Origin of the sequence: uncultured Fibrella sp., from assembly GCF_964250085.1 — a bacterium.
Taxonomy (GTDB): domain Bacteria; phylum Bacteroidota; class Bacteroidia; order Cytophagales; family Spirosomataceae; genus Fibrella.
Genome location: NZ_CAXUEC010000004.1, coordinates 497938 through 523403, shown reverse-complemented (window position 1 = coordinate 523403; position 25466 = coordinate 497938). Strand labels below are relative to the sequence as shown.

The following is a 25466-nucleotide window of genomic DNA, read 5'->3' as shown; positions in this document are numbered from 1 at the left end:
TAAAGGGCTGAATTAAGCAGGCTACCCGGCTGGTTTTCGGGAGTGGTTACCCCGCCGCCTGCATCTTATTCTGACGCTGAGGATCAAGCTGCCCCAGGTGTGTGAACTTGAATCCTTTGTTGTATTTCAGGCCATAGCCCATCATCCGATCCATCGACGAATGTCCGAAAAGGATGATGCCGGTGAGCAGCAGGTAGTTATTGGCCAGCAGCAATCCGGCTACTGCAATCAGTATAGCTGTGGCTTTGTGGTGGAAAAGATTGTAGGTAAAAGCTCCAACCGTATTGTTCACGGCGTAGCCGATCATGGCGATATCAGGAGCGAGCAGCAGCGCCGGGTAGATCCACCACACAAAAGGTAACTTGGCGAACAGGAAAATAGACAGTGCGAACTGAGCCGCTTCTTCAAGGTTTACGAGCGTTTTCATGTGATAGATGACCTTGTCGGCCACGTTTTGATTACGCTACAAAGGTGTGGCCCCGGGCAGACTCAACTCGTTAACAAAAGCTAACAAATTGCTTTACTGGAAGAAATCAACTGTTGCGTTTAACGATTTCATAACGTACCCAGGCAACAGGCTTCCCGTTCAAACTCCGTACTTTGGCGCTATGGCCTGGATCGCTCTTTTACTGGCTGCTGGCTGCCAGACAGCCTGGACGTATTCGCTGAAATACGCCGATTTCAACGCGCTTATCGCATTGCGTTTCAGCCCGGCGGTGCTTGGCCCGATACTAATCAACCTCGTATCGGGGCTGGCAAACGTCTTCTTCCTGAATATAGCCTTCAAACAGGTTCCGCTCACGACCGCTTTCGGCATCTGGACCGCAGGTACGTTGGTGTTTATTAAACTGGCCGACGTACTGTTTTTAAAAGCCTCCTGGTCATTCACCGAGCTATTTTTCGTTTTCCTATTAGCCGTAGCTATCATTGGTCTGAAACTAGTAGCGAAAGAGTGAAAGAGATAAAGAGTGAAAGTGTGCGCTGCTGCTGAGTGAGTCCGTAAGTTTGCAACGCACACTTTCACCCTCTGACACATGCAACCTGATGAATCCCGCCAATTTCCAATTGGCCGCTGGTCGGGCCAGACCGATTTTACGGCCGACGAACTGAAAACCCGCATTCAGCAACTTCGCGAACTACCAACTCAATACCGTACACGTACCGAATCACTTTCTGAGGAAGAACTACAACGTACCTACAGGCCGGGAGCCTGGACGGTTCGGCAACTGGTGCATCACGTTGCTGATACGCATCAGTGGCATTATTTCCGCATCAAACACGCGCTGACTTTGACCGAGATTGCACCGGGCATGTTTAGCAACGTAAACAACTGGGCACAGCAACCCGACGGGCATGAGCTGACGATTATTCCGTCACTAGCTATGTTGGAAGGGCTGCACGAACGGCTGGCTTATTTCTACGAACACGTACCTGAGACCGATCTACAAAAAGCCTATTATCACCCATTTCGACAGATCAACGTGTCGCTGGCGCAGGCAATCGACATGGTTGTCTGGCATGCACAACACCACCTGGCGCATATCAGGCTGGCGTTGAAATGAGTCTTCCGTCCTCCGTCTTCTGTTGCGCTGCTGATAATCGGCAACGTACCTGAGCACGGTCCGACGAATTGGCGCAACAGAAGACGGAGGACGAAAGACTCACTTTATTCCACCACCACACCCATCGCGCAGAACTTGTCGATGCGGCTGTCGATGCGTTGTTCGGGCGTCATGGCGTTCAGTTCGGCCAGCGTGTCGAGAATGGTTCTCTTCATGGTGTCGGCCATGGCAGCATGGTCGTGATGAGCCCCGCCCAGTGGCTCATTGATGATGCCGTCGACCAGCTTAAACGCGCTCATGTCTGCGGCGGTAAGTTTCATGGCTTCGGCCGCCTGCTCTTTGTAATTCCAGCTACGCCACAGGATAGTCGAGCAGTTTTCGGGCGAAATAACGGAGTACCAGGTGTTTTCGAGCATCAGCACACGGTCACCGATGGCAATGCCCAATGCCCCGCCCGATGCTCCTTCGCCAATGACGATACAGATGACCGGCACCTTCAGCATGAACATCTCTTTCAGGTTGCGGGCAATGGCTTCGCCCTGCCCACGCTCTTCAGCTTCCAGACCAGGGAAAGCACCCGGTGTATCGATCAGGGTGATGATGGGCTTATTGAACTTCTCGGCTATTTTCATCAGCCGCAGTGCCTTGCGATATCCTTCCGGGTTAGGCATCCCGAAGTTGCGGTGTTGCCGCTGCTTGGTATTGCGTCCTTTCTGCTGCCCGATGATCATAACGGTTTGCCCATCAATTTCACCAAAACCGCCCACCATCGCCGGATCGTCGCGAACGGTTCGGTCGCCGTGGAGTTCGATGAACTGATCGCACATCCGCTCGATGTAGTCGAGTGTGTAGGGGCGGTCCGGATGGCGCGAAAGCTGTACTCGCTGCCAGCGCGTCAAATTCCGGAACAGATCGTGCCGAAGCCGGTCGATGCTTTCTTCCAGCGTGCGAACAGCTTCTGAAACGTCTATTTTGCTGGTCTCGGCCAGCCGTTTCATTTCGTCCAACCGGCCTTCCAGGTCGGCAATCGGCTTTTCAAAGTCGAGGTAGGTTTTCATTGATGAAGTTTAAAGTTCATACGACTGTCCTTTGGCAGGAATCTGCACATTGGGGTAACCCGCTTCAGCTAATGTTTCTTTAAATGATTCCATGCTACCAGCGTCGCCATGTACCAGGAAAATAGTCTTCAACGTTTCCGGTGATTGCATCTGCACGAAGTTCAGCAAATCGTTCCGGTCACCGTGGCCGCTGAACACGTCGATTTTCTCGATGTTGGCCAGTACCTGTTTTTCTTCACCCTTGATGGTCAGCGTAGGTTGTCCGTTCAGCAACCGCCAGCCCAGCGTACCTTCGGCGCAATAGCCGATCAGCAGAATCGTGCAATACGGGTTACCAATATTGGCCGCCACGTGGTATTCAACACGACCGCCCTGCACCATGCCCGACGACGAGATGATGATGCATGGTTCGTTATAATCAGACACCGCTTTGCTGGCTTTGCTCGATTCGAGGAACTCGAAGTTTTCGAAGTCGAACAGGGTTTCGTTTTCGTCGAAGAAATCGCGGGCCTCTTTGCTCAGTTGCCGTATATTCTTGGCATACACCTTGGTGCTTTCAAAGCCCATCGGGCTATCCGAGAACACTTTAATCGGTTGAAAACCGCGTTGGGTATACAGCCGGTTGAGCGTGTAGAGCAGCGACTGGGTACGTCCCACGGAGAACGTTGGAATGATCAGCCGACCGGGAATGTCGATACAGGTACGTTGGATCACGTCGGCCAGCGCATCCTCGGGCGATTCGGTATCTACGTGAAGCCGGTTGCCGTAGGTCGATTCACACACCAGGTAGTCGACATGCGGTACGGTGGCGGGGTCGACCAGGAGCGGGTAGTTTTTCCGGCCAATATCGCCTGAGAAACAGATACTTTTCTTCTGGCCGTTCTCAAACACATCGACCACAATATGCGCGGCTCCGAGCAGGTGACCCGCCGGAAAAAACGTAACACTGCATGAATCGGTGAGGCGGAATTTGCGGCCAAACTGTATGGCGACTACACTTTCCATGCTTTCGCGCACCTGCTTTTCGAGGAAAAGATCCTTCTGAAGTTTTACCTGCTTATCGAGGACTTTCTTTTTTCTACTGCCGTTCAGGTCGTTGATTTTCCGCTGGTTAAGCGATGCGGCGTCCTTCAGCAGAATATCGGTGAGGGCGAAGGTGGGCTCGGTACAGAGAATTTGACCTTCGTATCCTTCGCGGTACAGATTGGGCAGGTTGCCCGAATGGTCGATGTGGGCGTGTGTGAGCAGCACAACATTGATACTGGAGGCTTCGAAAGGGAAGAAACCAGTAGTGACGGGTTGTTCTACGGGGGGAGTTTGTCCGTTCGAGCGCTCCAGATCAGAACCGCAATCGATCAGAATGCGGTAATCATCCTCTAATTCCAGCAGGTACATACTGCCCGTTACCTGCTGGGCGGCTCCCCAAAATGTTAATTTCATGCGTGGTGTTTACCGTATTTATATGTCATCGCCGACGCATTCAGGCAGTACGTACCCTCAGGAGAGGCCGTGTGCCGGGTCGGCTCGATTAGTCATCGGGCGGTTAAAAAGGGCTTTTCTATAACGCAGATACGGTATGCTGAATTCCCTTAGCTTTGCAAAGCTACAAAAAAGGCCTGAACAGCCTAACCCCCGCGTCGTGCTCATCCTCCCTGCTTTATCCTCTGTAAGTCGGTCTGCTTTACGTCTTTTCATCGCTTGTGTCTGGGTAATCAACGGAATACCAGCCATTGGCCAGGTAACGCTTTCACCTGATTCAGCGGCATTAGAACGATTACGTACCTGGGCCGTTTCGTTGCAGAGCGGCCCGTTGGGCAGCAACGGTATTGTGGCGCTCTCGGTGCGGCGGGTCAACGATGGGAGAATTATTTTCGGGCAGAACGACGGTATCAGCCTGTCTACCGCCTCGACGCTCAAACTGGTGTCAACGGCAACTGCCTTAGCCACACTGGGCAGCACCTATTCCTACACCACTACGCTGGAATATGATGGTGTCATCAGAGACAGCACGTTGCAGGGAAACTTATACCTGCGCGGCACCGGCGACCCCTCGCTGGGCAGTGGCCGATTTGCGGGTTACCCGGCCTGGGTGGCGCTGCTGAAAGATATATCGTCGCGGGTGCGGCAGGCGGGTATCCGGCGCATCGACGGGGCGGTGATTGGCGACGCCAGTTTCTACGATGACCAGCCTATTCCCGATAGCTGGCCCTTCAGCGATCTGGGAAATTATTACGGTGCGGGCCTGTTTGGCCTGAATTTTAACGAGAACCTCTACCGGATCTACTTCAAGTCCGGTCCGGCCCTGGGGTCACCCGCGCCTGTTCTGCGCACCGATCCGGCCATGCCTTTCCTCACATTTACTAATCGGGTGACTGTAGGGCCAGCCAATTCCGGTGATGAGGTGAACATTTACGGCACACCGTTTCAAAACACGGCTACCCTCGACGGCACCATTCCGGCCAATAGTACTGAATTCGCCGTGAAAGGGGCCATGCCCGACCCGGCCTATTTCACGGCCTACGCCATTACCGAACAACTCCGCCGCGACAGCGTCCGTATTGCGGGGCCGGCTACCTCCTACCGGCCTGGGGCACCAGTGCCAGGTACGTTGTCAGCCAGCCTGGACGTGGCCAGTACGCAGAACGATATGCCGGGGGGCAGTAGGCCAGCGGTACGCACGGAGATTGCCAGGTACGTATCGCCACCCCTGAGCGACCTTGTTCGGGAAACGAATTTTCAAAGTATCAACCTGTATGCAGAAGCACTGATGCGTTCGGCGGCCCGCCAGATCAGGCAGGCACCCACCAACTGGCCAGAATCTATCTCGGCGGTTACGGGTTTCTGGAAAGGCAAGGGCATTGATCTGGCTGGTTTCCGGCCCCGTGATGGGAGTGGCCTCTCCACGTCGGGTGCGCTGACCGCCAATAACCTGACGAGTATTCTGTCGGCGATGACCCGCGAAGGAGCCTATCCTGCTTTCTACGCCAGTATTCCGGTGGTGGGGCAAACGGGCACCGTACGCGGACTGGCAAAGGGCACCAAAGCGGCGGGCAACGTGCGGGCCAAGAGCGGCACTATTGAGGGCGTACGCGCCTACGCGGGTTATTTCACCGCCGCCGACGGCACGCTGATGTCCTTTTCGTTTATGATTAACAAATACGCTGAAGGCAAATACGCCGCCCTGACGCCCCAGATCGAACGGCTGTTTGTGCTACTGGTAGGCTTATAATTCAGGCGCTCTGACGGGGTCGGGGTACGCTCTACAGCGAGGCCTTGCTGTTCCTCGTTTCTACTGTGTCTGTAACGGCGGCTGACGTCATTACCTGATTTTCGGGCAGAATAATGATAAACGTAGTACCAAGGCCTTCCCGACTGCGGGCGGTAATGTAGCCCTGATGGTAGGCGACCACCCGTTTGCAAATGGCCAGTCCAATACCGGTGCCTTCATACTCGGCTTTGGCGTGCAGCCGTTGAAACACATCAAAAATCCGGTCGAGGTATTTTTCGTCGAACCCAATGCCGTTGTCAGTAATCGACAGTTCGTAATAGGCTTGATCGACGTGTAGGCCGGGATAGGCAGCACCGTAAACGCGCTTGGCACTAATGGTAATAATGGGTGAAACACCCGATTTGGTATATTTCAGCGCGTTGCTAATCAGATTACACAGTAACTGCTCAAGTTGCGACGGCACGGCATCGAGAACAGGCATGACCCCGACGTTGATAGTGGCACTGTTTTTTTTGATGGGTACTTCCAGGTCCATCAATACCCGGTCAAGAACGTCGCCGAGCGAAATGCGCTGGAAGGCGTCGGGCTCATTTTTCAGGCGTGAAAAGCTCAATAAATCACGGATCAGCTTCGACATACGGTCGGCAGAGGTCAGCATCTTGTTCAGATAGAGCCGTCCATTGCTATCGACCTGGGAGGGGTAGTTCTGGTTCAGCAGGTCGCCAAACGTCTGAATTTTGCGCAACGGTTCCTGCATGTCGTGGCTGGCCACAAAGGCAAACCGTTCCAGTTCCTGGTTTGATACTTCTAACTGCTGAATCTTACCCTGGAGTTCATGCTCGTACTGGCGGAGTTGCGTTTCGTTTTCAGCGCGCCGCCGGAGTTCACGATCCAGCAGGTTGTAGGAGATCAGCAGAACGGCGAAGGTTAACAGCGAGAGCGCAAAAATAAGTACCAGCGTATTTTGAAAGGATCGGTGTGCATCGGCCCTGCGTTGTTGCATCAAGTCCTGTTCTACAGCAATCATCCGGGCGGCGTGTGCCCGGATATCGTCCATCCGTATTTTGCCAATAAGCAGGTAAGCCTGCCGTATTGAATCGGGTGCTCGCCGACTCAACCGAACCTGCCGGGTAGAAATGGCGATCTTAGCGTTGATCAGGCGTGTTAGTGTATCCGTTGATCGCTGTTGAGCCGGGTTGTCATCCAGCAAAGCGCGCAGTGTTCGTAACTCAGGATGAACCCTGGAGGCAGCACTTGTGCAGGGTTCCAGAAAAATGGTTTTATGGGTGATGAGGTAGCCTCGTGTTCCCGTTTCTATATCCTTAGCCAATGACAGAACATCTTCCAGCGTATTGATAACCCGGAAGGTGTGGGCTATACGTTCACTGTCTTTTTGCGACCGGATGTAGCTGTAGGCTGATAACGCAAACCCTATACTGATCAGTAAAATGGCCAAAACAAAGCTCATCGCAATTCTGCGGTTAACTCTCTCTGGCGATAAATTGGGAAAAAAGCGCATCCAGCAGACGTATATAGGTATCTGTATAACGCTCGAATTGCCCGTTTGTTGAACAGGCGTTACTTACACAGCATCGATACGTTCAATCATTAAATTATGGTTCGTATAAATGCATACGTCGGCGGCAATGTGCAGACTCTCGGTGACCATATCTGCTGCCGAGAGTTGGGAAGCGTGCTTTTTGAGCGCCAACGCAGCCGATTGCGCATACACGCCACCCGAACCAATAGCCGCCACATCCATATCCGGTTCCAACACGTCGCCAGTACCCGAAATGACAAGCAGATCGTCCTGCGAAGCAACGATCATCATAGCTTCCAGTTTACGCAGATACCGATCGGTGCGCCAGTCTTTGGCCAACTCGATGGCGGCCCGGCGCAGGTTGTTGTTGTAGTTACTGAGTTTTTCCTCGAATCGCTCGATCAGCGTAAACGCATCGGCGGTAGAACCGGCAAATCCGGCCAGTACTTTACCACCCGCCAGGCGACGTATCTTTTTAACATTACTCTTGGCAACGGTATTGCCCATGGTAGCCTGCCCGTCGGCACCGAGAGCAACCTGTCCGTTGTGGCGAATGCCAACAACGGTAGTAGCATGAATGGTCATTGACTCTGTTTCGTGTTTGTTGAGTTACAGTTTTAGCCGGGGCTTGGTTCATTCGGCCCTCTTTCAGTTATGCCAGATCTCCAAGATCTGGCATAACTGAAAGAGGGCGCAGAGCAAATGCTCTCTTTTATTAAAATAGTTAAAAAATAAAGTCCATAGGTGATATAGTTTTCTTCAGTTGTATACATTTGCACCAGTACTCGTACCTACTGTATAACCGTAACTATGGATCTTCATAAAGGGCTTTTACAGCCCGAAAGCCGACTGGCCGACAGGCTGGAACGGCCCCTTGTTGGCGCAGCCAGTGCGGCGCTGAATCCGCCTGCTACACCCCTTATCACGGTTGATCCGTACACCAGTATCTGGTCGTTTGGCGATCAGCTTCACCAGCAACCCACCCGCCACTGGACAGGCCGACCCCACGCCCTGAATGGTCTTTTACGCGTAGATGGGCAGGTGTATCGGTTTATGGGCAATCCAACATTCGTGGGAAACACCGTTGTTCAGGCTGGCAGGCGCACGCCCTATGAAGCGCGCTACCGGACCGATGCACCGGGAACCAACGCCTGGATGCAACCCGGATTTGACGATAGCCAGTGGCAAACCGGCCAGGCACCGTTTGGGTCGCGCCCGACCGACCGAACGCCCTGGACGAGCCAGCATATCTGGGTACGTCGCGAGGTTATGCTCGATCGGGTGCCGAAAGGACGGTTGCTGGTCAGCGCTGCCTACACGGATAACTACGAGCTGTTTATCAACGGCGAACGTGTAGCCGGAGCCAGTGGCGTTGCCCCAAACTATGACCTCACCACCGTTGATCGCCCTATTGCCGAGTTGCTCCGGCCGGGCCGTAATGTCATTGCGTTTCACAGCCAGAATCTTGCTGGCCCCGGTTTTGTAGACCTCAGCCTGTTGCAGGAACGGACGATGGATTTTAAAACCGCCACACAAACGGGAAAGCAGCTATCGGCTACCCAGTCGGCCTATTCGTTTGACGCGGGTGGCGTTGAACTGACGGTAACGTTTATGGCTCCGTTGTTGCTCAACAACCTCGATGTGCTGTCGCGGCCGGTGCAGTACATCACCTACCGGGTGCGCTCGAAAGACGGACAGCCGCACACGGTCGAGCTGTATCAGGATGCCGCCTCCGACATTGCCGTCGACCACCCGGGGCAACCGGTAACCTGGCGGCGGGGACGTACCGAAAGTGGCCGTTCGGGCCAGCGGCCGGTGCTGAACTGGATGCGGGTGGGTACGGCCGGGCAGCCGGTTCTGGGCACTAAAGGCGATAACGTACGCATCGACTGGGGGTATCTGTACGTGGCAGCTCCGGTTAGCGACGAAGCTGCACAACACGCTACCAGCCACCGTATTGGCACATTGGCTGGCTCCGTGAACCAGTTCGAGCGCGAAGGCATGGTCTCCGACATTCGGGTTGGTGGCCGACCCAACATGATCACCGACAGCGCGGTGGTGCTGGCTACCTCGTTCAACTTTGGCACCGTGACGAAAAAGGCCACAGAGCGGCACCTGCTTATTGGGTACGACGATGTGAAGTCCATCGAATATGTTGGCAAACCGTTGAATGCCTGGTGGCGTCGATACGGCAACACGACCATTGAACAGGCCCTGCAAGACGCCGAAACCGACTACCCAACGCTACGGACAACCTGCGACGCGTTTGACAAGGAACTGTATGGCGACGCCGTTAAAGCAGGCGGGAGTACCTATGCCGATCTGTGTGTGCTGGCCTACCGGCAAGCTATTTCGGCCCATAAACTGGTGGCCGGTTCCGCGAGTGGGGGAGGAGCAGCCCAGCCGTTGTTCTTCTCGAAAGAGAATTTTTCCAACGGGTCCATCGGCACCGTCGATGTAACGTACCCGTCGGCGCCGCTCTTTCTGAAATACAACCCTACGCTGCTGAAGGGCATGATGGAGCCTATCTTCGAGTACTCGGAAAGTGGACGATGGACAAAGCCCTTTGCCGCCCACGACGTGGGGACGTACCCCATTGCCAACGGCCAGACGTATCATGAAGATATGCCCGTCGAAGAATGCGGTAATATGCTGATCCTGAGCGCGGCGCTGGCCCATGTAGAAGGTAACGCCAACTACGCCCGCCGCCACTGGTCGGTGCTGACAACCTGGGTAACGTACCTGCGGGAGCACGGTTTCGACCCAACCAACCAGCTTTGTACCGACGATTTTGCCGGGCATCTGGCCCGCAATGCAAACCTGAGCATCAAGGCGATTATGGGCATTGCTAGCTATGGGTATCTGGCGGGTAAACTGGGAGATCGGTTCACCGAAGCAACGTACCTGACCCTGGCCCGTGACCTGGCTGGCCGATGGATGGCACTGGCAAAAGACCCCGCCGACGATCACTACATGCTGGCTTTTGAGGCCCCCGGCACCTGGAGCCAGAAATACAACCTGGTTTGGGATAAACTGCTTGGGCTGAACATCTTTCCGAAGCAAGTGGCCGAGCAGGAACTGGCGTTTTACCTGACAAAGCAACAACCGTTTGGCCTGCCGCTGGATAGCCGACGTACCTACACCAAATCGGACTGGATTGTCTGGACCGCCACCCTGGCCGACAAGCCCGAAGACTTCGAGGCATTGATCAGGCCCATTCTGCGGTTTGCCACCGAAAGTCCCGACCGTGTGCCGCTCAACGACTGGCACGAAACCACCAACGGCTATAAAGTCGGCTTTCAGGCCCGGTCAGTGGTGGGTGGTTACTTTATCAAAATGCTTGAATAACCCGTTTTCAGCGCGGGAGTAACGCACTTACCTGTTTCATTACCAATTCGGTAGCTCCAATGTTTTCCGCCACGTAGCTACGACAAACGGCCCCGGCGCGCTCGCGTTCCGGGGCGTTGTCGTATAAGTGAGTAAGGGTTGACGATAGTTCATCCGAGGAACGTACCCGGAATGCGCCGCCCTGCTGAATAAGGTCAACGGCCTCCTGAAATTTGAGATGGTTAGGGCCGAATAGCAACGGCAGGCCGAAGGTGGCGGCTTCGAGGCAGTTGTGTAAGCCTTTGCCAAACGCCCCGCCAATGTAGGCCATCGTTCCATACTGATATAGTGAGGTTAACATGCCGATGTTATCAATAAATAGGTAGCGGGCATCTGCAGGAACGGGGGCGGTATGTAACGTTGAAAACCGTACTGATGAGGCCGTTAACCGGGTGCGCCACCCTTCAATTTCGGCCTCGTTGATCTCGTGAGGCGCAATAATAACACGTAGTGGCTGGGTGAACGCGTTTAGCACCGGAATGAGAACGGCCATGTCGGCGGCCCACGCGCTACCCACGATCAGGGTGGGCAGGCTACCGACAAACGCGGCGGCTTCGGGTATATCGCGTTTGGTGGTGGCAACCTGCGCTACCCGGTCAAAACGGGTGTCGCCCGCAAGGGTTGTATGGGTGATGCCAATGCGGGTCAGGAGGTCTACCGACTCTTGATTTTGCACCAGAATGTGATCAAAATAAGTCAGCAGATTGCGATAAAAACCACCGTAGGATTTAAAGAAAAGCTGATCGGGCCGGAAAATGGCCGAGAACGAGATCGTCGGTACAGCTTGTCCCGCTTCGGCGGGATTGCCCGACTGAAGGGCCTGGAGGTAGTAATACCAGAATTCGTACTTGATAAAAAAAGCAATCTGCGGATGTACCTGCTGCATCCAGTCGCGGGCGTTGGCGGCGGTGTCGGCGGGCAGGTACGTTATCAGGTCGGCGCCAGCGTATGTCTTTCTAACTTCATAACCCGACGGTGAAAAGAACGATAGCACAATCTGCCAGGCCGGGTACGTTGCCCTGAATGCCTCGATCACTGGTCGGCCCTGTTCAAATTCACCCAGTGAGGCGGCATGGAACCAGGCTACCGGCCGGGTTGGGTCGAGCGGTTTATCGCTGAATGGCTGTCGCCAGGTTTTGCGTCCGTTCACCAGCAATCGTGCTTTCTGGTTGAACGGAGCCGCCAGTTTGATGAGCAGCGAATAAAGAAATATAGAAAGATTATAGAGCAGGTGCATTAAGGAAACGTATTTAATGATCGGTCGTGGGCGAGGCTGTCAATGACGTCATGCAGTAACAAACAAGCAACAAATATGTCCAGACAGTTCTATATACCCGACTGCCGACAGCCTGCAAGTTTGCCTTGCATCAGGCTCAAACATAAAAGCCGCCCGATTATCCTGAACTGTAGTAGACTGACGGGCAAGCATTTGACTTTGTTACGCAAGCCTGATGGCAGCCGACTCCTCGTCAGGTAAGCTCGATTTAAAATATGGCACAAAAAATGAGCAAGATGATTATTTGTGCATTCATTTGCACTTTTTTTCTTTGTTGTAACTATTGATTTATTACCAGAAAGCAGTATTTTACTAAAATACGTATATTAGGTTTATGTAGCCATATGGCATGTATTCTGTTTACAAACGGGTTGTTCGCCAAGTATTATTTACTGAGTATCAACGACAACTCTTTTTATGCTAAAATATGCAAGTATGCTATTTCTCTACGGAGGATTAGTAGTTGCCACTTCACTACCTGTAACAGGTGATAATTCAGTTAGTACATCTCCGGCAAAGCAGGCAGACCGGTTCAGGCGATCCCATGTCGGGGCTGACCCCCCTGCCATACAGCGTCTTAAGCGGCTGGTCGTTAAGCCACCAGTTACTTTAACCGGTACTGGAAGCTTCCCGTCTGGGGCTATTCCGCGTTCGGCTCTGTTGTTCGCCGTTTCGCAGTGTGCCCCATTCGACGGTTGCTCTGGCCCCGATTGTCCAGGTACATATTCGGGCACCATTTTTCCGATGGGTCCCCCTGGTGCTGGCTACGCGGGTGTCGACAATAACTTCAATGTAATCGTAAAGGGAAACTTTACTGTGCCCGATATGGGGGGATCAGAAACAGAGGGGCGCATTGCGGTGGGCGGTAACTTCATCCTGGAACGCGATTATTATGGGGTAGGTACGTCGGGCGGAGGTACGTTTGTGGTTGGCCCGGACAGAGCTGATAACCTCATTGTACGGGGGAGTATTCAGCGAACTGCAAGTGCTACCGGCTATCTTGGCAATGCGCAGTCGGCCCCATCCCCGCTTGTAGGCAAGGTGCGGGTTGGGGGCACCGTACCGGCAACGGTCGACGTCAGCAGCGGTGGTTTTAACGATATTCAGGCCAATCAGGGAACAGCCGCCATTGATGCCCTGATTAATATCAATTCGGTATTTGCGAACCTGGCTACCAAAAGTGCCTGTTACACGGCCTTACCGGCAACGGGGTCTTTCCTGGCGGCCAACAACACATTGCGGGGTGATAATACCTCGCCTATTCAGGTTTTCAACCTAACTACGGCTAACATCAGTGGGTTGGCTAACCAGAACCTGCTATTCAGCGGCATACCGGCGGGGGCTACCATCATCATCAACGTGTTGGGCACCGTCGTCAACTGGGATGTATCGAATGTGGCGGCCAGTATCGCCAACGACCCGAATTATTCGTTCTTTGGTACAACCGATCCAGATGTGGATGTCAGACGGGTACTGTTCAACTTTGGAACGGCGAGTTCGGTAACATTCAATGCCGCCATTAGTGGGTCAGTACTGGTGCCTATTGGAAATGTGGTGCTGAACGGAAACCTGAACGGTCGGCTGGCCGTTGGCGGAAATCTAACTCATAGCGCCGAGGCAACGGAAATTCACAACTACCCGTTTGAGGGAAGCTGCACGTGTGCTGCCTGCGCCCTAACGGCTACTGTTACGCCGGGGGCCTGTAATACCGCCACCAACACCTATTCGGCTACCGTGGTAGTGGGTGTAACCAATGCTTCGGCAGGTACGCTTACCCTTAGCCTGCCCGGCACAACGCCTGTTACCCAGCCCATTGCTGCCACCACCACGTCAGTCACGAAGGTCTTCACTGGTTTAGTCTCCGATGGGGTTGGCCATACCCTGACGGTCAGCCTGCCCGGTTGCAGCACAATCACAACAGCCTACACCGCCCCCGCCTCCTGTACGCAGCCCGCCGCTGTTCCACGGTTGATGATTGATCAGTTGGTCAGTGCGTCGAAGGCCAGGGTTGGTAATTTGCTCACGTATACGCTGGTGCTTACCAATACCGGTACGGCCCCGGCCACCAGTGTGGTTGTGCGCGATTCGGTCAGTACGGGGCTACGTTACGTGAGCGGTTCGGCCACGCCACCGGCAGGTACGTCTTTCGTGCAGGGAATGCCCGTCAGCACCTGGACGGTGGGCACCATTTCGCCCGGCCAAAGCGTGACGATGACGTTCCGGGCCATCGCCGACAGTTCGGGCGTTCTCTATAGCAAAGCCACCATTCCCGGCGATGTGGCCACGGTTTGCACGTCTATTCCTGTACTGGTCTGTGTGGGCAACCAGTATAGCTTCTCACTAACCGCCATTGCCGGTCGCACTTCCTACCGCTGGTATCGCACCTATCAGGGGGTTACAACCCAGCTAACCAGTTTCACGGCCAATACCCTGACGGTCAGTCAGCCCGGTGCTTATAGCTTAGCAACAAACCCCGCTGCTGTCCAGTGTGCCGACTATAGTTGCTGCCCCTATATCGTGGAGGAAGACACGCTGCCGACGTTTCAGGCCGTTGCTATTGCGGCTACCTGTGTAGGCAATACCCCGCAGCCTACCGGGCGGCTGATACTGAGCCAGTTCCGGGTGGGCTACACCTATCAGTACTCGGCTGGTGCCAGTTTCAACCCGGTTGCTTCCCTGTCGGGGTCAGCTCAGGCGATTCCCGCAAATGGGGTGATTGTCAGTAACCTGGCTAACCCTGCGGTGGCCAAAACGTATACCATACGTGTTTATAATAGCGCAGGGTGCCACAAAGATGTATCAGTAACGCTGATGCCGGCAGTCTGTCCCTGCCCGGCCAATGTGTGTATACCCTTCATGAGCCGGAAGGTCATACGGGCCAGGTAAAAAACTGTTTCCAGGTACGTTGGCATAGCAACAACGTACCTGGAAACAACCCGAAGCGGGCGGGAAACGGCTGTCCGTTTAGTGGATGGTGACCAGTTCCAGACTGCGCCATACAATATCACCCATCGTGCGGCAGCCGTCGAAACGGCTAACGCCATAGTGCCGGTTGAGCGAGTCGATCAATGAGGTTACGTTCTCTTCCGGCGCAATCAGGTCGAAGCGCATGGCGGCCATCAGATCCCCAATTCGGGCCTGTTCAACGCGCAGCCGCCCAGCCATCAGCGACCGTTCTTCGATCTGGTACTGCCGTACACTTTCCGGGGTGAGCACACTGGTTCCCAGGTCGATAATGGGCTGATTCTGCCGGTAATACTGCGGCATATACACGGATTTACGCCCTTCGTATGACTGCTGATCGAAATCGATCGCCCGAATCCGGTAATACACTTCATCGAAATCGGGTGTTACGTCGATGACGAAATTACTGGAATGCATATCGCCCAACAGCCGGACAAAGCAGCGTTCGTTGAATTTGACAAACTCTTTGCACAAGCGTACGGGGTTTAGTCCTTCTTCATTGATCCGCTGTTCGAAGAACATATCGCCCGGAATACCGGCAATATGTTCTTCGATCAACGTCTGGTTGCTGGTCAGGTAGCTGATGCGATTGGGCGAGAGAATATGCTCTAATTCAAGTCCGTAAATACGCGACGCATCGGCGTTTTTGATGTAGAAATAATCGAAGTTGTCGTTCACCAGATTGCGCACCCGCACCCGAAACGGCGATGTATTCCCATAACAGCACAGGTCAACCCGGTCGATGGTGAGGTGGCCGGTGACCGACATATCGCCGTCGGCTTTCAGGATGGCGTAGATCTGTTTCAGCGCCGAGAGCATTTCATTCGCCTCCGAAGCCGGATAATACACTGTTTCCCAAAGCGTATCGCGGTTCCGCTTATCAAACAAGGCCGCCGAGTTATCGTAGCGCAGCAGATCCGTGTACTGAATAGGCAGGTTGTGTTCGCGGTTGTACTGGGTCAGGTACGTTCGCAGGGTTGAGCGGATGGGATAAACCAGCTTCTTCCGGGTGATGATGGGCATACTTGACGTCTTGGATAAAAGGTGTTCCGTGGTAAAACCAGCAACCGAAGGTAAAGTAAATTGGCAGGACAGCCGATTACCTTTATTTTTGAACAACTGCCAGTTCTGCTTTTACCAATGATTGCTACGCCCCGACTTACGCTTATTCCCCTGACAGTTGACCAGGTACGTCTGCATATTGCGGGCGGAACACGTTTGGAAGATGAACTTGGTGTGCGGTCTGGACACCGTGAAGTAGCAGAACCGTTACTGAGTATCATTAAAGCATTTACCATTCCCTTCCTGCAAAGCCCTGACCGCCAGCCTATCTACGACACCATCTGGGTAGCACTCGACCGGGAACTGAATCAGTTTGTGGCCGATGCCAAGTTTAAAGGGGCACCAGATGAGGAGCAGACGGTTGAGATCGGCTATGGAACGTACCCAGCCTTTCAACGGCGTGGCTACATGACCGAAATCGTCGGCGGGTTAACGGCCTGGGCGCTCTCGCAACCGGGTGTCGATCGGGTAACTGCCGAAACAGCCCTAAACAATACCGCTTCACAGGCGGTATTGCTTAATAATCAGTTTATGCCCTTCGAGCAGGACGAATACGTTCGCTGGTGGGAGAAAAGAAGGCCTTAATCGATCAGAATTTTACGCACAAGCCGAGCCGAGCCGGTCTGTGCGGTTAGCAGGTATAAGCCCGGTGCTGGCCGATTGACAAGTGTTACGGCTACATCGCCATTGGTTTGAGCCGCCGTTTTCGTCTCCACCATCTGCCCGCTTAACGACATAAGCTGATAGGTAGCATTGGCTAAGTTCTGGGTCGATAAATAAATGGTTCCTATTCGTACAGGGTTGCCCAGCACCAGTAATCCCGGCTCAAATTCATTGACCTGAACCGACACCGTTTTGCTGTATGTCGTAGTGCCGTCGAAATCAACTTGCCGGAGCCGGTAGTAGTTAATGCCCGGCAGCGGTTGCTCATCGATCAGCCCATAATTCTGCCGGATGCTGGTTGTTCCTGTAGCCTGTACGATACCGATCGTTACGAACTCGCCCACGTTATGGCTGCGCTCGATACTAAACTGACTGGCTCCGTCTTCGCTGGCAGTAGCCCAGGCAATTGATACCCGTTTGCCTTGAGGCGATGCGCTGAACAACACCAGGGTAACAGGAAGAGCCTGCCCCGAATTGGTTAAGACAATTGGCCCGCTAATGGCATTGCCACTGCCATTGCTCTTGTAGGTAGTGGTGGGCGATGTGCCAACAATAATGACCGAGTTTGCGTTTTGCCCGCTTACAGTCGAACCAGTGTTGAGGGTAACTTTAGAGGCGTTGTTGCTCAGTGTCAGGGCATTATTGCCTGCTACGTTCAGCGTACTGTTATTGGTTATAACAACAGTAGCCAGACCGGATATGGTGACGTTACTGGTTATGGAAACATTGTTCTGAATAATAATAGTACCGGAGAACGTACCTGTCGGGGCTGTTCCACAACTCCAGATGGCGTTGTTCGTCCAGTCGCCCGAGGCAATGGTTGAACAGACTGTTTGTGCGTTGGCAAAAAAAGAAAGCGCACACAGAAGGCAGGTGTAGAAATAATTCATAAGCGTGTGTGAAAATTTAGTGAGTGTGTATAATCAGTACAATGTTCTCTGGTAATCGAAAGCGGGTCTAAGTAGTGTACTTGTTTACACTAAAAAGAATGAGAATAAAATAGCGTTACTGTTCCCTGAAATAGTAAATTCTTAAGGTAACTATTGCCCTAAAGTCTTACAGTAATAAGCCGAAAATAGTATTATTACGGATACTAAAAAACAAGTAACTTACTTATAGGATATCACATACGGTATATTATGAATTCTAGATCATTAGCAGACGGCATTTACGCGTTAATAACTGGCCTTTCGACTGATATAGTAAATTGCACGCTAGCCAACCTCAACTATGTATTACCTCTTCCTGATCCTGGCATTTCTGACTGGTATTGCCATTTCTATTCAAGCTGGCGTGAACTCCAATCTGCGGCTGGCACTCAACAATCCGCTGCTAGCTTCTCTTATTTCATTTGGCACCGGTTTTTTCACCCTTCTGATTGTACACCTGAGTACGGGCGGGTTGGTGCCACAGATGGCCACGCTCCGTTCGTTATCCTGGTGGAAATGGACAGGTGGTATAATCGGGGCCGTTTATGTAACTACCGTTATTTTGTCGGTTCCGCGCATCGGTACGGCCAATCTGGTGAGTCTGAGTGTAGCCGGCCAACTGCTGGCGGCGGTCGTACTCGATCATTACGGCCTGCTTGGGTTCACTCAGCACTCGGCCAACGGCTGGCGTTTATTGGGCATTGGTTTAATCCTGCTGGGCGTTTTGCTGGTGGTGAAAAACTGATAAACAGAATTTCACGTTTATATAAAGACATACTTCACAAGAGATCAATGAAATTCATCCTCGGTAGCCTAACGGCAATTGCTATATTTATTTCGCTGGCTTGCCAGACCAATTCATCCGCCAAACAAACTGGTGCTCTCTATGAGCAGGGTCAAACGCCACCGGGCGGAAAGCGGGTGGTGAAAACGAATGCTGAATGGAAGAAAATACTGACGCCCGACCAGTACGCTGTGTTGCGCGAACACGGCACCGAACGCGCTGGTACCAGCCCGCTGCTGAATGTACACGAAGAAGGAACGTTCTACTGCGCGGCCTGTAAGAACCCGTTGTTTGCAGAAAAGGCGAAATTCGAGTCGGGTACGGGTTGGCCGAGCTTCTTCGAGCCCATCTCGAAAAATGCCGTGAAAGTGGCGAAAGACAATAGCTACGGCATGGAGCGCGACGAAGTGGTCTGCTCGGTATGCGACGGTCACCTGGGTCACGTATTCAACGACGGCCCTAAGCCAACTGGTCTTCGTTACTGCATGAACGGTGTGGCCATGACGTTCCAGAAAAAATAAGTTTACCGTTTGCTGTCTACTGTTTGCCGTTGCTTTGCTCAGGTACGTGATGCAACAGGGCGGAGTAACGGCAAACAGTAGACAGCAAACGGTAAACTATAAAAATGCCCCTCACTTCATCCCGGATGGGATTGAGTGAGGGGCATTTTTACTAAAATAGGCCTTGTTTACGTTATCTTTGCTCATGCCTGGCGGCCTGGTAGGTCGCCAATAAGCCCTGATAGTACCAATCGTTACTGTATGAGTGAAGAGATAAACCGGCTTCGGTCGGTGCGGCACGCGTTTGGCGAATTTCGGCAACGGATACGGAGCCGGAGGAAGCAGTTAGGAAGCCACGTTGTTCGCATCGTGGGCGAAGAACGTGTAGAGACCTGGAGAGATAAAGTAAGCGCCCGCCGTAACCAGTTCCGGGCTTTCGTTCATCAATACATAGACCCCCATAGCTGGTACTATCCGTACCTGCGGGGCCTGGCCAAATACAGCCTGTACCTCCTGTTTTTCCTGCTTGGGTACGTGTTTGTGCTACAAACAAACTTTCTGTACCTGACGGGCGCTATGCCTACTGTTGAGGAGATTCGGAACCCCAAACTGAATCAGGCATCGGAGATTTATTCGCTGGACGGGCAGATGATTGCCAAGTTCTATGCGGAGAATCGGACGCCCATTGAGCATAAAAACATTCCCAAACACCTTATCCAGGCCCTTGTTGCTACTGAAGATGCCCGTTTCTACGAGCATGGCGGCATTGACCCACGCGCCATTGGCCGGGCAATTTTTGGCTTCGGACGTGACGGCGGCGGGTCGACGATCACGCAGCAATTGGCCAAAAACCTGTTTAAAACCCGCCGCCGCACCCGCGATGGCCTCCTGAACCGGGTGCCGTTTGTACGTAAGGTGATTTATAAGTCGAAGGAATGGCTGATGGCAATGACCCTCGAACGGAATTTTACGAAAGATGAGATCCTGACCTATTATTTCAATACGGTCGATTTTGGTCAAAATTCGTTCGGCCTTAAAACGGCGGCCCGCACCTTCTTCAATAAAGCGCCCGACAGCCTGAACATCCAGGAAGGAGCCGTGCTGGTCGGTTTGCAGAAAGCTACCACGTATTATAATCCGCTCAAGAACCCCAAAAACTCACTGACCCGCCGCAACATCGTGTTGGGCCAGATGGCTAAATACAAATACCTGACTAAATCCCAGGCCGATTCGGTGAGTGAATTGCCGTTGAAAACCGACTACACGCCCGAAAATCCGTATGCGGGACCGGCCAGCTACCTCAAAAATGCGGTGGTCGAGTTCGTGACGGAATGGGGAGAGCGCAACGAACGGAATCTGTATACCGACGGGCTGAAGATTTACACCACAATCGACTCCCGCATGCAGAAGTACGCCGAAGATGCGGTGCAGGAACGGATGAAGAAATTGCAAAGAACCTTCAATAATCACTGGCGTGACCGTAACCCCTGGACCGACGAAAACGGTGAAGAACTACCCGGCTTCATCGACTCGGTAGCCCGCCGTACAGAACGGTATAAAGGGCTGGTGAAACGATTCCAGCTTTATCCCGATTCGGTCGACTATTACATGAAAGTCAAAAAGCAGCGCATGAAAGTCTTCGACTGGGAAGGCTCACGCTGGACCAACATGACGCCGTACGATTCGATTGCTTACTACAAGAAATTTCTACAGGCGGGTATGGTTGCTATGGACCCGCATAGTGGCTTTATTCGGGCCTGGGTGGGTGGTCTTGATTATGATTACTTCAAATATGACCACGTAAAACAAGGCAAACGCCAGCCGGGGTCAACGTTTAAGCCCTTCGTTTATGCGACCGCGATCGACGATACGGCCTTCAACATGACCCCCTGCGACCGAATCCGGGATCAGCCCTTCCGGAAACCGTACCGGGAAAACGGCGAGGAGAAAGTGTGGGAGCCCAAAAATTCCGGTGGTGGGTTCACCTATTCCAACATGACCCTCCGTCGGGCATTGGCGCGGTCGGTCAACTCAATCACTGCTCAACTAACCGATATGGTTGGCCCCGAACGGGTAGTGGAATACGCGCATAAACTGGGAATCACCAGCAAACTGGCGGCAGTGCCATCAGTTGGCCTGGGCTCGTCGGATGTATCCTTGTATGAACTGGTGGCGTCTTACTGCACATTTGTCAATGAAGGCCAATATACCAAACCGATGATCGTTCAGCGCATCGAAGACCGGGATGGTAACGAGATCGAATCGTTTAAGCAGGAGCGACGCCCGGCCATTAGCCCCGAATCGGCTTACCTGATGCTCTATATGCTTCAGGGCGGCTTGCAGGAGCGGGGTGGCACATCGCAGAATCTATGGTCGTTCGACCTCTTTAAGCACAATCACCAGATGGGCGGCAAAACGGGCACCACGTCCAACAACTCCGATGGCTGGTTTGTGGGCGTTTCCGACAAACTTGTAGTTGGCGCGTGGGTCGGTGGCGATGATCGAAGCATCCATTTCCGGTCTACAGACATGGGCGAAGGAGCAAAAACGGCCTTGCCGCTGGTTGGTGGGTTCCTCGAAAAGGTGTACGCAGACCCCCGATTCCGAAACTTGCAGGGGCCTTTCCCTAAGGCAACCGTGGATATTCAGAAACAGTATGACAACTGCGCCAACGAGTATGATGATTATGAAGGTACTGGCGAGGAGTCATCTGATTCAACGGCTGGCGGTGCTGGCGGTACCGATTCGCTGTTTGTTCCGCCACCGGTAATTGTTCCTGAACCGGCCGATACAACCAATCGCCAGAGACCGTAGGCTAGGCCTTTTAGTGCATAAAAAGAGTTTGGCGTTTACGTATAAAGACCATCGTCGTGTTGCCTGCCAGCAATAGTGATGTTGGGTCTTGAACCGTAAAACGTCGAACTCTTTTTTTATGGAAAACGGACCAGGCAATAACAAAGACCTGAGCAACGTACCTACGGGCATGGAAAATGACCCGGGGGCCGATGAGCAGGTGATTGATCAGACGAGTCAGTATACCGGCAACGTACCTGACGATGTAAACCCGTCTGGCCTTGAGAAACCTACGGCCGAAGAGGGAACAAGTCCGGGCGATGACCTGGCCAACGCACTCGCCTACGCACTGGATGGCAGCGGCGTTGGCATGGCAGGTGCTCCTCCGGCTGCGCCTCCCGTTGGCGATCCGCAGAAGCTAACCAGCGAAGGCGTTACCGGAGCCGGACTCGACGATGAGGAAGACGATCTGGACGACGATCGGTAAGCTATTAAGCCAGCGACGGCCGAACAAGGGTGTTTCGCTCAAAAACACGCTGCCTGACCCGTTCAACCCGTTCCCCAATCAGTCGGTTCAAGGCATATGCCAGACCCAACGACACAACCAGCGTGTATAAATTGATGTACTCCCCGCCAACATGCCAGGCCGCGAGTATTTCGCTAACCAGAAAATGGCTGATATAGAGCGGGTAAGATAGCTCCCCTATTTTTCCGTCCAGGCGGCTATGACTGGTGTATAAAAAGACAAAGGGTAACGAAAAGAAGATCGTTAGTCGATAGAGAGCCGATGCCACGCCCCCAGACATGCCCAGTTGCGTAAGCTCCTGATGAATGATGCCGAAGAAACAGGTGTAAATCAGCGTGAGGCCAATGGCCAATGGGCAAAGCCAGTTTGGCAAGCGTTTAGCTTTAAGCTGCCGGTAGGCTTTATACGCCAGCGCCCCAGACAGAAAGTAAAGCAGTTCGGAAGGGAAAAAGCGGTAACTCCAGGCCATGCTGTCGAGGTGAATGTAATGACGCAGTCCCCAACGGATGGCGATCGACAGAAGCATGATTCCCGCCACCACCCAACTGCGACGGCGTACCAGCAGGGGCGCCACTACATAAAACGTCAATTCCAGACTGACCGTCCAGGCGGGTTGAATGAGCAAAAAACTATTCAGATTAACCGGTGCCCGGCTGAAGTCAGACGCGAATTGTAACGTACCTGCGGTTGGATCTATGGTCAGAAAACTGAGCCAGTCCTGCCCGATTAGCGTTAAATTGCTGAACGTCAGGAACGCCAGAGTCGTAGGAGCCATCCGATCATAATTGTCGCGCAGGGCCTTGAATGATTCCAGTTCAGGATAGCCCAGTGTCAGGCTCATCAGGATGGCTGTCAACAGCGTGAGGCTGAGCACCACATAGTAGATAGGCAGCAATCGCAAGATACGATTGGTCAGAAACAGGCGGTATGCGTGGGGTTGGGCAACGTATTTTTCATTCAGGATCAGGGCCATGTAAAACCCCGAGATCATGTAGAAAGTTTGCACGGCCAAACTACCGCCCATAGTAGGGAACCCGGGCAGTGGACCTGCATGTACAAATACGACTAGTGCGGCCAGTAACAATCGGAGCAGTCCCATAACGTACCCTTTATCTCAATGCTGTATCGCTAATATATTGAATTTAGCGATTCCTACCCTTTTGTTACGTGCAGGTTTCAGAATTTCTTATTCAAACGGTATCACTGGTAAAAGTCTATCTTTAAATAACGCCTAAGTGACTGCTTTTAAGTTGACGGTATGGGATATGCGTTGCCATCGAGTAGCTGATTTTATAAATGAGGTAAACGGTCTGCCCAGATTCTATTGGAATACGCAGGCAGGCTAGTAGCCCTGTACTAAATTTAAACCACTTCTTTATACTGCATTCGGTAGAGGTTTGCGTAGAAGCCCTCGATTTGCAGCAATTGCTCGTGAGTGCCCTGTTCTTTGATCTCGCCTTTATCGACAACGATGATTTGATTGGCTTTCTGAATAGTGCTTAAGCGGTGGGCAATAACAATGGCCGTCCGGCCACGCATCAACTTGCTGATTGCTTCCTGAATCATCTCTTCCGTCTCCGTATCTACCGACGAAGTAGCCTCGTCGAGCACGATAATGCGGGGGTTCTGCACCATCGCCCGCACAAACGAAATGAGCTGCCGTTGCCCTACCGACAGAGTTGCGCCCCGTTCCTGCACATTATAATTGTAATCGCCGGGAAGCCGCATAATAAACTCATGGACGCCGACCAATTTGGCGGCCTCAACAATCTGTTCACGGCTGATGGCGGGGTCGCCCAGCGTGATGTTGTTCTCGATCGTGTCTGAAAATAGAAAAACGTCCTGCAAAACCACGCCTATCTGCCTGCGTAAAGCGGCCAGTTCATACTCGTGAACGTCGTGCCCATCAATGGTGATCTGGCCCCGGTTAATATCGTAAAACCGACTCAACAGGTTGATAATCGACGATTTGCCGGCACCGGTAGCGCCAACAAACGCAATGGTCTCGCCGGAACGTACCTGGAACGATACGTCCTTTAGAACGTAGTTGTCATCATTGTACGCAAACCATACATGCTCGAAGTTCACGTCGCCTTTCAGCTTGACGGGTGCGTAGCTGCCTTCATTGGCTGTGTAGTCGTCGCTATCGAGAAGGGTCAGAATCCGGTCGGCGCTAACAATGCCCATCTGCAACGTGTTGAAGCGGTCGGCAAGCATCCGAATGGGACGGAAGAACAGGTTAATGAACATCACGAAAGCGGTGACCGTGCCGAACGTGACCTGCTCGTTCAGAATCTCCCGCGCACCATACCACACAACCAGGCCCGTACCAGCCGCCGCCAGAATATCAGCCACGGGAAAATAAATGGAGTAATACCAGATCGACCGGATATTGGCTTTCCGGTGTACATCGTTGATCCCCCGAAACTTCTGGGCCTCGATTCGTTCACTATTGAAAATCTGCACGATGTTCATGCCTGTAATATGCTCTTGCACAAACGCATTCAGGTTAGCCACCGCAGTGCGAACCTCGTTGAACGAAGCCTTGATTTTCTCTTTGAAGATATAGGTGCTGAGCAACATCAGCGGCACCATCGACAGACTGATACTGGCCAGCCGCCAGTCGGTGTAAAACATGACGCCGATGATCAGAATGAGTTGCAGAATATCGCCCGCAATAGCAGCCATACCTTCAGTGAAGACATCGGCCAGCGTTTCAATATCGGAGATCGTGCGGGTAACAAGCCGACCGATGGGTGTGTTATCGAAAAATTTCAGACGAAGGCCAAGTATCTTACTGTAGAGCTGCACCCGAATATCGCGAATCACATGCTGCCCCATCCAGCCGGAGAGGTACGCATTGGCAAACTGAATAAACGCCTGGATCACCAGTACGCCAACCATCAGGCTAAGCATAACGGTCAGGCCCCAATAGTCAGAACTGGCAATCTGGGTATCGATGGTGCGCCGAATGAGCAACGGCGTCACCGGAGCCAGTACGGCCCCGAGCAAAATAACCCCAACCAGCAGGTAAAAACGGCCCTGATAGGGCCGCACAAAGGCATAGAGTCGTTTCAGGATCGCTACATCAAACAATCGGCCAGCCGGTTGCCCGGTAGCCGGCGCTCCGGCACTTTTCTTATCGTCGCTCACTGGAAAAAAATTTCGGCTGAACAGTTCGTTCGTCTCACCA

Annotated in this window: 20 protein-coding genes; 10 read left to right on the top strand and 10 right to left on the bottom strand. The window is 53.0% G+C overall.

Annotated elements, in window-relative coordinates; translation table 11 throughout:
- Nucleotides 1-46: 46 nt before the first annotated feature.
- Complete coding sequence (locus ACFE8Q_RS15730) at nucleotides 47-427, bottom strand: DUF4260 domain-containing protein (RefSeq protein WP_375446362.1); 381 nt, start codon at nucleotides 425-427, stop codon at nucleotides 47-49.
- A gap of 181 nt (nucleotides 428-608) precedes the next feature.
- Here ACFE8Q_RS15730 and ACFE8Q_RS15725 point away from each other — a divergent pair, with 181 nt between their 5' ends.
- Nucleotides 609-956, top strand: a complete 348-nt coding sequence (locus ACFE8Q_RS15725; RefSeq protein ID WP_375446361.1) for a DMT family transporter — start codon at nucleotides 609-611, stop codon at nucleotides 954-956.
- 78 nt (nucleotides 957-1034) lie between these two features.
- The gene (locus ACFE8Q_RS15720; RefSeq protein ID WP_375446360.1) at nucleotides 1035-1562 is read left to right on the top strand and encodes a YfiT family bacillithiol transferase; all 528 of its coding nucleotides are present in this window, start codon (nucleotides 1035-1037) and stop codon (nucleotides 1560-1562) included.
- A gap of 104 nt (nucleotides 1563-1666) precedes the next feature.
- On the opposite strand, the gene ACFE8Q_RS15715 is transcribed toward ACFE8Q_RS15720, so the two are convergent.
- Both ACFE8Q_RS15715 and ACFE8Q_RS15710 read right to left on the bottom strand, forming a co-directional pair.
- A complete protein-coding gene (locus ACFE8Q_RS15715) occupies nucleotides 1667-2620 on the bottom strand; it encodes an acetyl-CoA carboxylase carboxyltransferase subunit alpha (protein ID WP_375446359.1) in 954 nt (317 codons plus the stop codon).
- A 9-nt stretch (nucleotides 2621-2629) separates the two neighbouring features.
- A complete protein-coding gene (locus ACFE8Q_RS15710; RefSeq protein ID WP_375446358.1) occupies nucleotides 2630-4060 on the bottom strand; it encodes an MBL fold metallo-hydrolase RNA specificity domain-containing protein in 1431 nt (476 codons plus the stop codon).
- A gap of 199 nt (nucleotides 4061-4259) precedes the next feature.
- Here ACFE8Q_RS15710 and dacB point away from each other — a divergent pair, with 199 nt between their 5' ends.
- Nucleotides 4260-5849, top strand: a complete 1590-nt coding sequence (gene dacB, locus ACFE8Q_RS15705; protein ID WP_375446357.1) for a D-alanyl-D-alanine carboxypeptidase/D-alanyl-D-alanine-endopeptidase — start codon at nucleotides 4260-4262, stop codon at nucleotides 5847-5849.
- A gap of 31 nt (nucleotides 5850-5880) precedes the next feature.
- On the opposite strand, the gene ACFE8Q_RS15700 is transcribed toward dacB, so the two are convergent.
- Together ACFE8Q_RS15700 and hslV are read right to left on the bottom strand one after the other, a co-directional pair.
- A complete protein-coding gene (locus tag ACFE8Q_RS15700; RefSeq protein ID WP_375446356.1) occupies nucleotides 5881-7317 on the bottom strand; it encodes a CHASE3 domain-containing protein in 1437 nt (478 codons plus the stop codon).
- 114 nt (nucleotides 7318-7431) lie between these two features.
- The gene (gene hslV, locus ACFE8Q_RS15695) at nucleotides 7432-7974 is read right to left on the bottom strand and encodes an ATP-dependent protease subunit HslV (protein WP_375446355.1); all 543 of its coding nucleotides are present in this window, start codon (nucleotides 7972-7974) and stop codon (nucleotides 7432-7434) included.
- Between the two features lie 225 nt (nucleotides 7975-8199).
- Between hslV and ACFE8Q_RS15690 the strand changes: the two genes are divergently transcribed.
- Nucleotides 8200-10737, top strand: a complete 2538-nt coding sequence (locus ACFE8Q_RS15690; RefSeq protein WP_375446354.1) for a glutaminase domain-containing protein — start codon at nucleotides 8200-8202, stop codon at nucleotides 10735-10737.
- 7 nt (nucleotides 10738-10744) lie between these two features.
- Here the strand turns inward: ACFE8Q_RS15690 and ACFE8Q_RS15685 are convergent, their stop codons facing one another.
- Entirely contained in the window at nucleotides 10745-12013 is a 1269-nt protein-coding gene (locus ACFE8Q_RS15685) for a 3-deoxy-D-manno-octulosonic acid transferase (protein WP_375446353.1), read from the bottom strand.
- 456 nt (nucleotides 12014-12469) lie between these two features.
- Between ACFE8Q_RS15685 and ACFE8Q_RS15680 the strand changes: the two genes are divergently transcribed.
- The gene (locus tag ACFE8Q_RS15680; protein ID WP_375446352.1) at nucleotides 12470-14938 is read left to right on the top strand and encodes a choice-of-anchor A family protein; all 2469 of its coding nucleotides are present in this window, start codon (nucleotides 12470-12472) and stop codon (nucleotides 14936-14938) included.
- A 78-nt stretch (nucleotides 14939-15016) separates the two neighbouring features.
- Here the strand turns inward: ACFE8Q_RS15680 and ACFE8Q_RS15675 are convergent, their stop codons facing one another.
- A complete protein-coding gene (locus ACFE8Q_RS15675; protein ID WP_375446351.1) occupies nucleotides 15017-16039 on the bottom strand; it encodes a hypothetical protein in 1023 nt (340 codons plus the stop codon).
- Between the two features lie 117 nt (nucleotides 16040-16156).
- On the opposite strand from ACFE8Q_RS15675, the gene ACFE8Q_RS15670 reads away from it, so the two are divergent.
- Complete coding sequence (locus ACFE8Q_RS15670) at nucleotides 16157-16663, top strand: GNAT family N-acetyltransferase (RefSeq protein ID WP_375446350.1); 507 nt, start codon at nucleotides 16157-16159, stop codon at nucleotides 16661-16663.
- On the opposite strand, the gene ACFE8Q_RS15665 is transcribed toward ACFE8Q_RS15670, so the two are convergent.
- A complete protein-coding gene (locus ACFE8Q_RS15665; RefSeq protein WP_375446349.1) occupies nucleotides 16660-17631 on the bottom strand; it encodes a T9SS type A sorting domain-containing protein in 972 nt (323 codons plus the stop codon). The genes ACFE8Q_RS15670 and ACFE8Q_RS15665 overlap by 4 nt on opposite strands.
- 340 nt (nucleotides 17632-17971) lie before the next feature.
- On the opposite strand from ACFE8Q_RS15665, the gene ACFE8Q_RS15660 reads away from it, so the two are divergent.
- The 4 genes from ACFE8Q_RS15660 (at nucleotide 17972) to ACFE8Q_RS15645 (ending at nucleotide 22234) form a co-directional block, all read left to right on the top strand.
- Nucleotides 17972-18415 (top strand): DMT family transporter, encoded by a 444-nt coding sequence (locus tag ACFE8Q_RS15660; protein ID WP_375446348.1) that lies wholly within the window; start codon nucleotides 17972-17974, stop codon nucleotides 18413-18415.
- Between the two features lie 47 nt (nucleotides 18416-18462).
- The gene (gene msrB / locus ACFE8Q_RS15655) at nucleotides 18463-18975 is read left to right on the top strand and encodes a peptide-methionine (R)-S-oxide reductase MsrB (protein ID WP_375446347.1); all 513 of its coding nucleotides are present in this window, start codon (nucleotides 18463-18465) and stop codon (nucleotides 18973-18975) included.
- A 240-nt stretch (nucleotides 18976-19215) separates the two neighbouring features.
- Entirely contained in the window at nucleotides 19216-21768 is a 2553-nt protein-coding gene (locus ACFE8Q_RS15650; RefSeq protein WP_375446346.1) for a penicillin-binding protein 1A, read from the top strand.
- A gap of 118 nt (nucleotides 21769-21886) precedes the next feature.
- Entirely contained in the window at nucleotides 21887-22234 is a 348-nt protein-coding gene (locus ACFE8Q_RS15645) for a hypothetical protein (protein WP_375446345.1), read from the top strand.
- Between the two features lie 4 nt (nucleotides 22235-22238).
- Here the strand turns inward: ACFE8Q_RS15645 and ACFE8Q_RS15640 are convergent, their stop codons facing one another.
- Together ACFE8Q_RS15640 and ACFE8Q_RS15635 are read right to left on the bottom strand one after the other, a co-directional pair.
- Nucleotides 22239-23372 (bottom strand): acyltransferase family protein, encoded by a 1134-nt coding sequence (locus tag ACFE8Q_RS15640; RefSeq protein ID WP_375446344.1) that lies wholly within the window; start codon nucleotides 23370-23372, stop codon nucleotides 22239-22241.
- A 263-nt stretch (nucleotides 23373-23635) separates the two neighbouring features.
- Entirely contained in the window at nucleotides 23636-25426 is a 1791-nt protein-coding gene (locus ACFE8Q_RS15635) for an ABC transporter ATP-binding protein (RefSeq protein ID WP_375446343.1), read from the bottom strand.
- Between the last annotated feature and the right edge of the window lie 40 nt (nucleotides 25427-25466).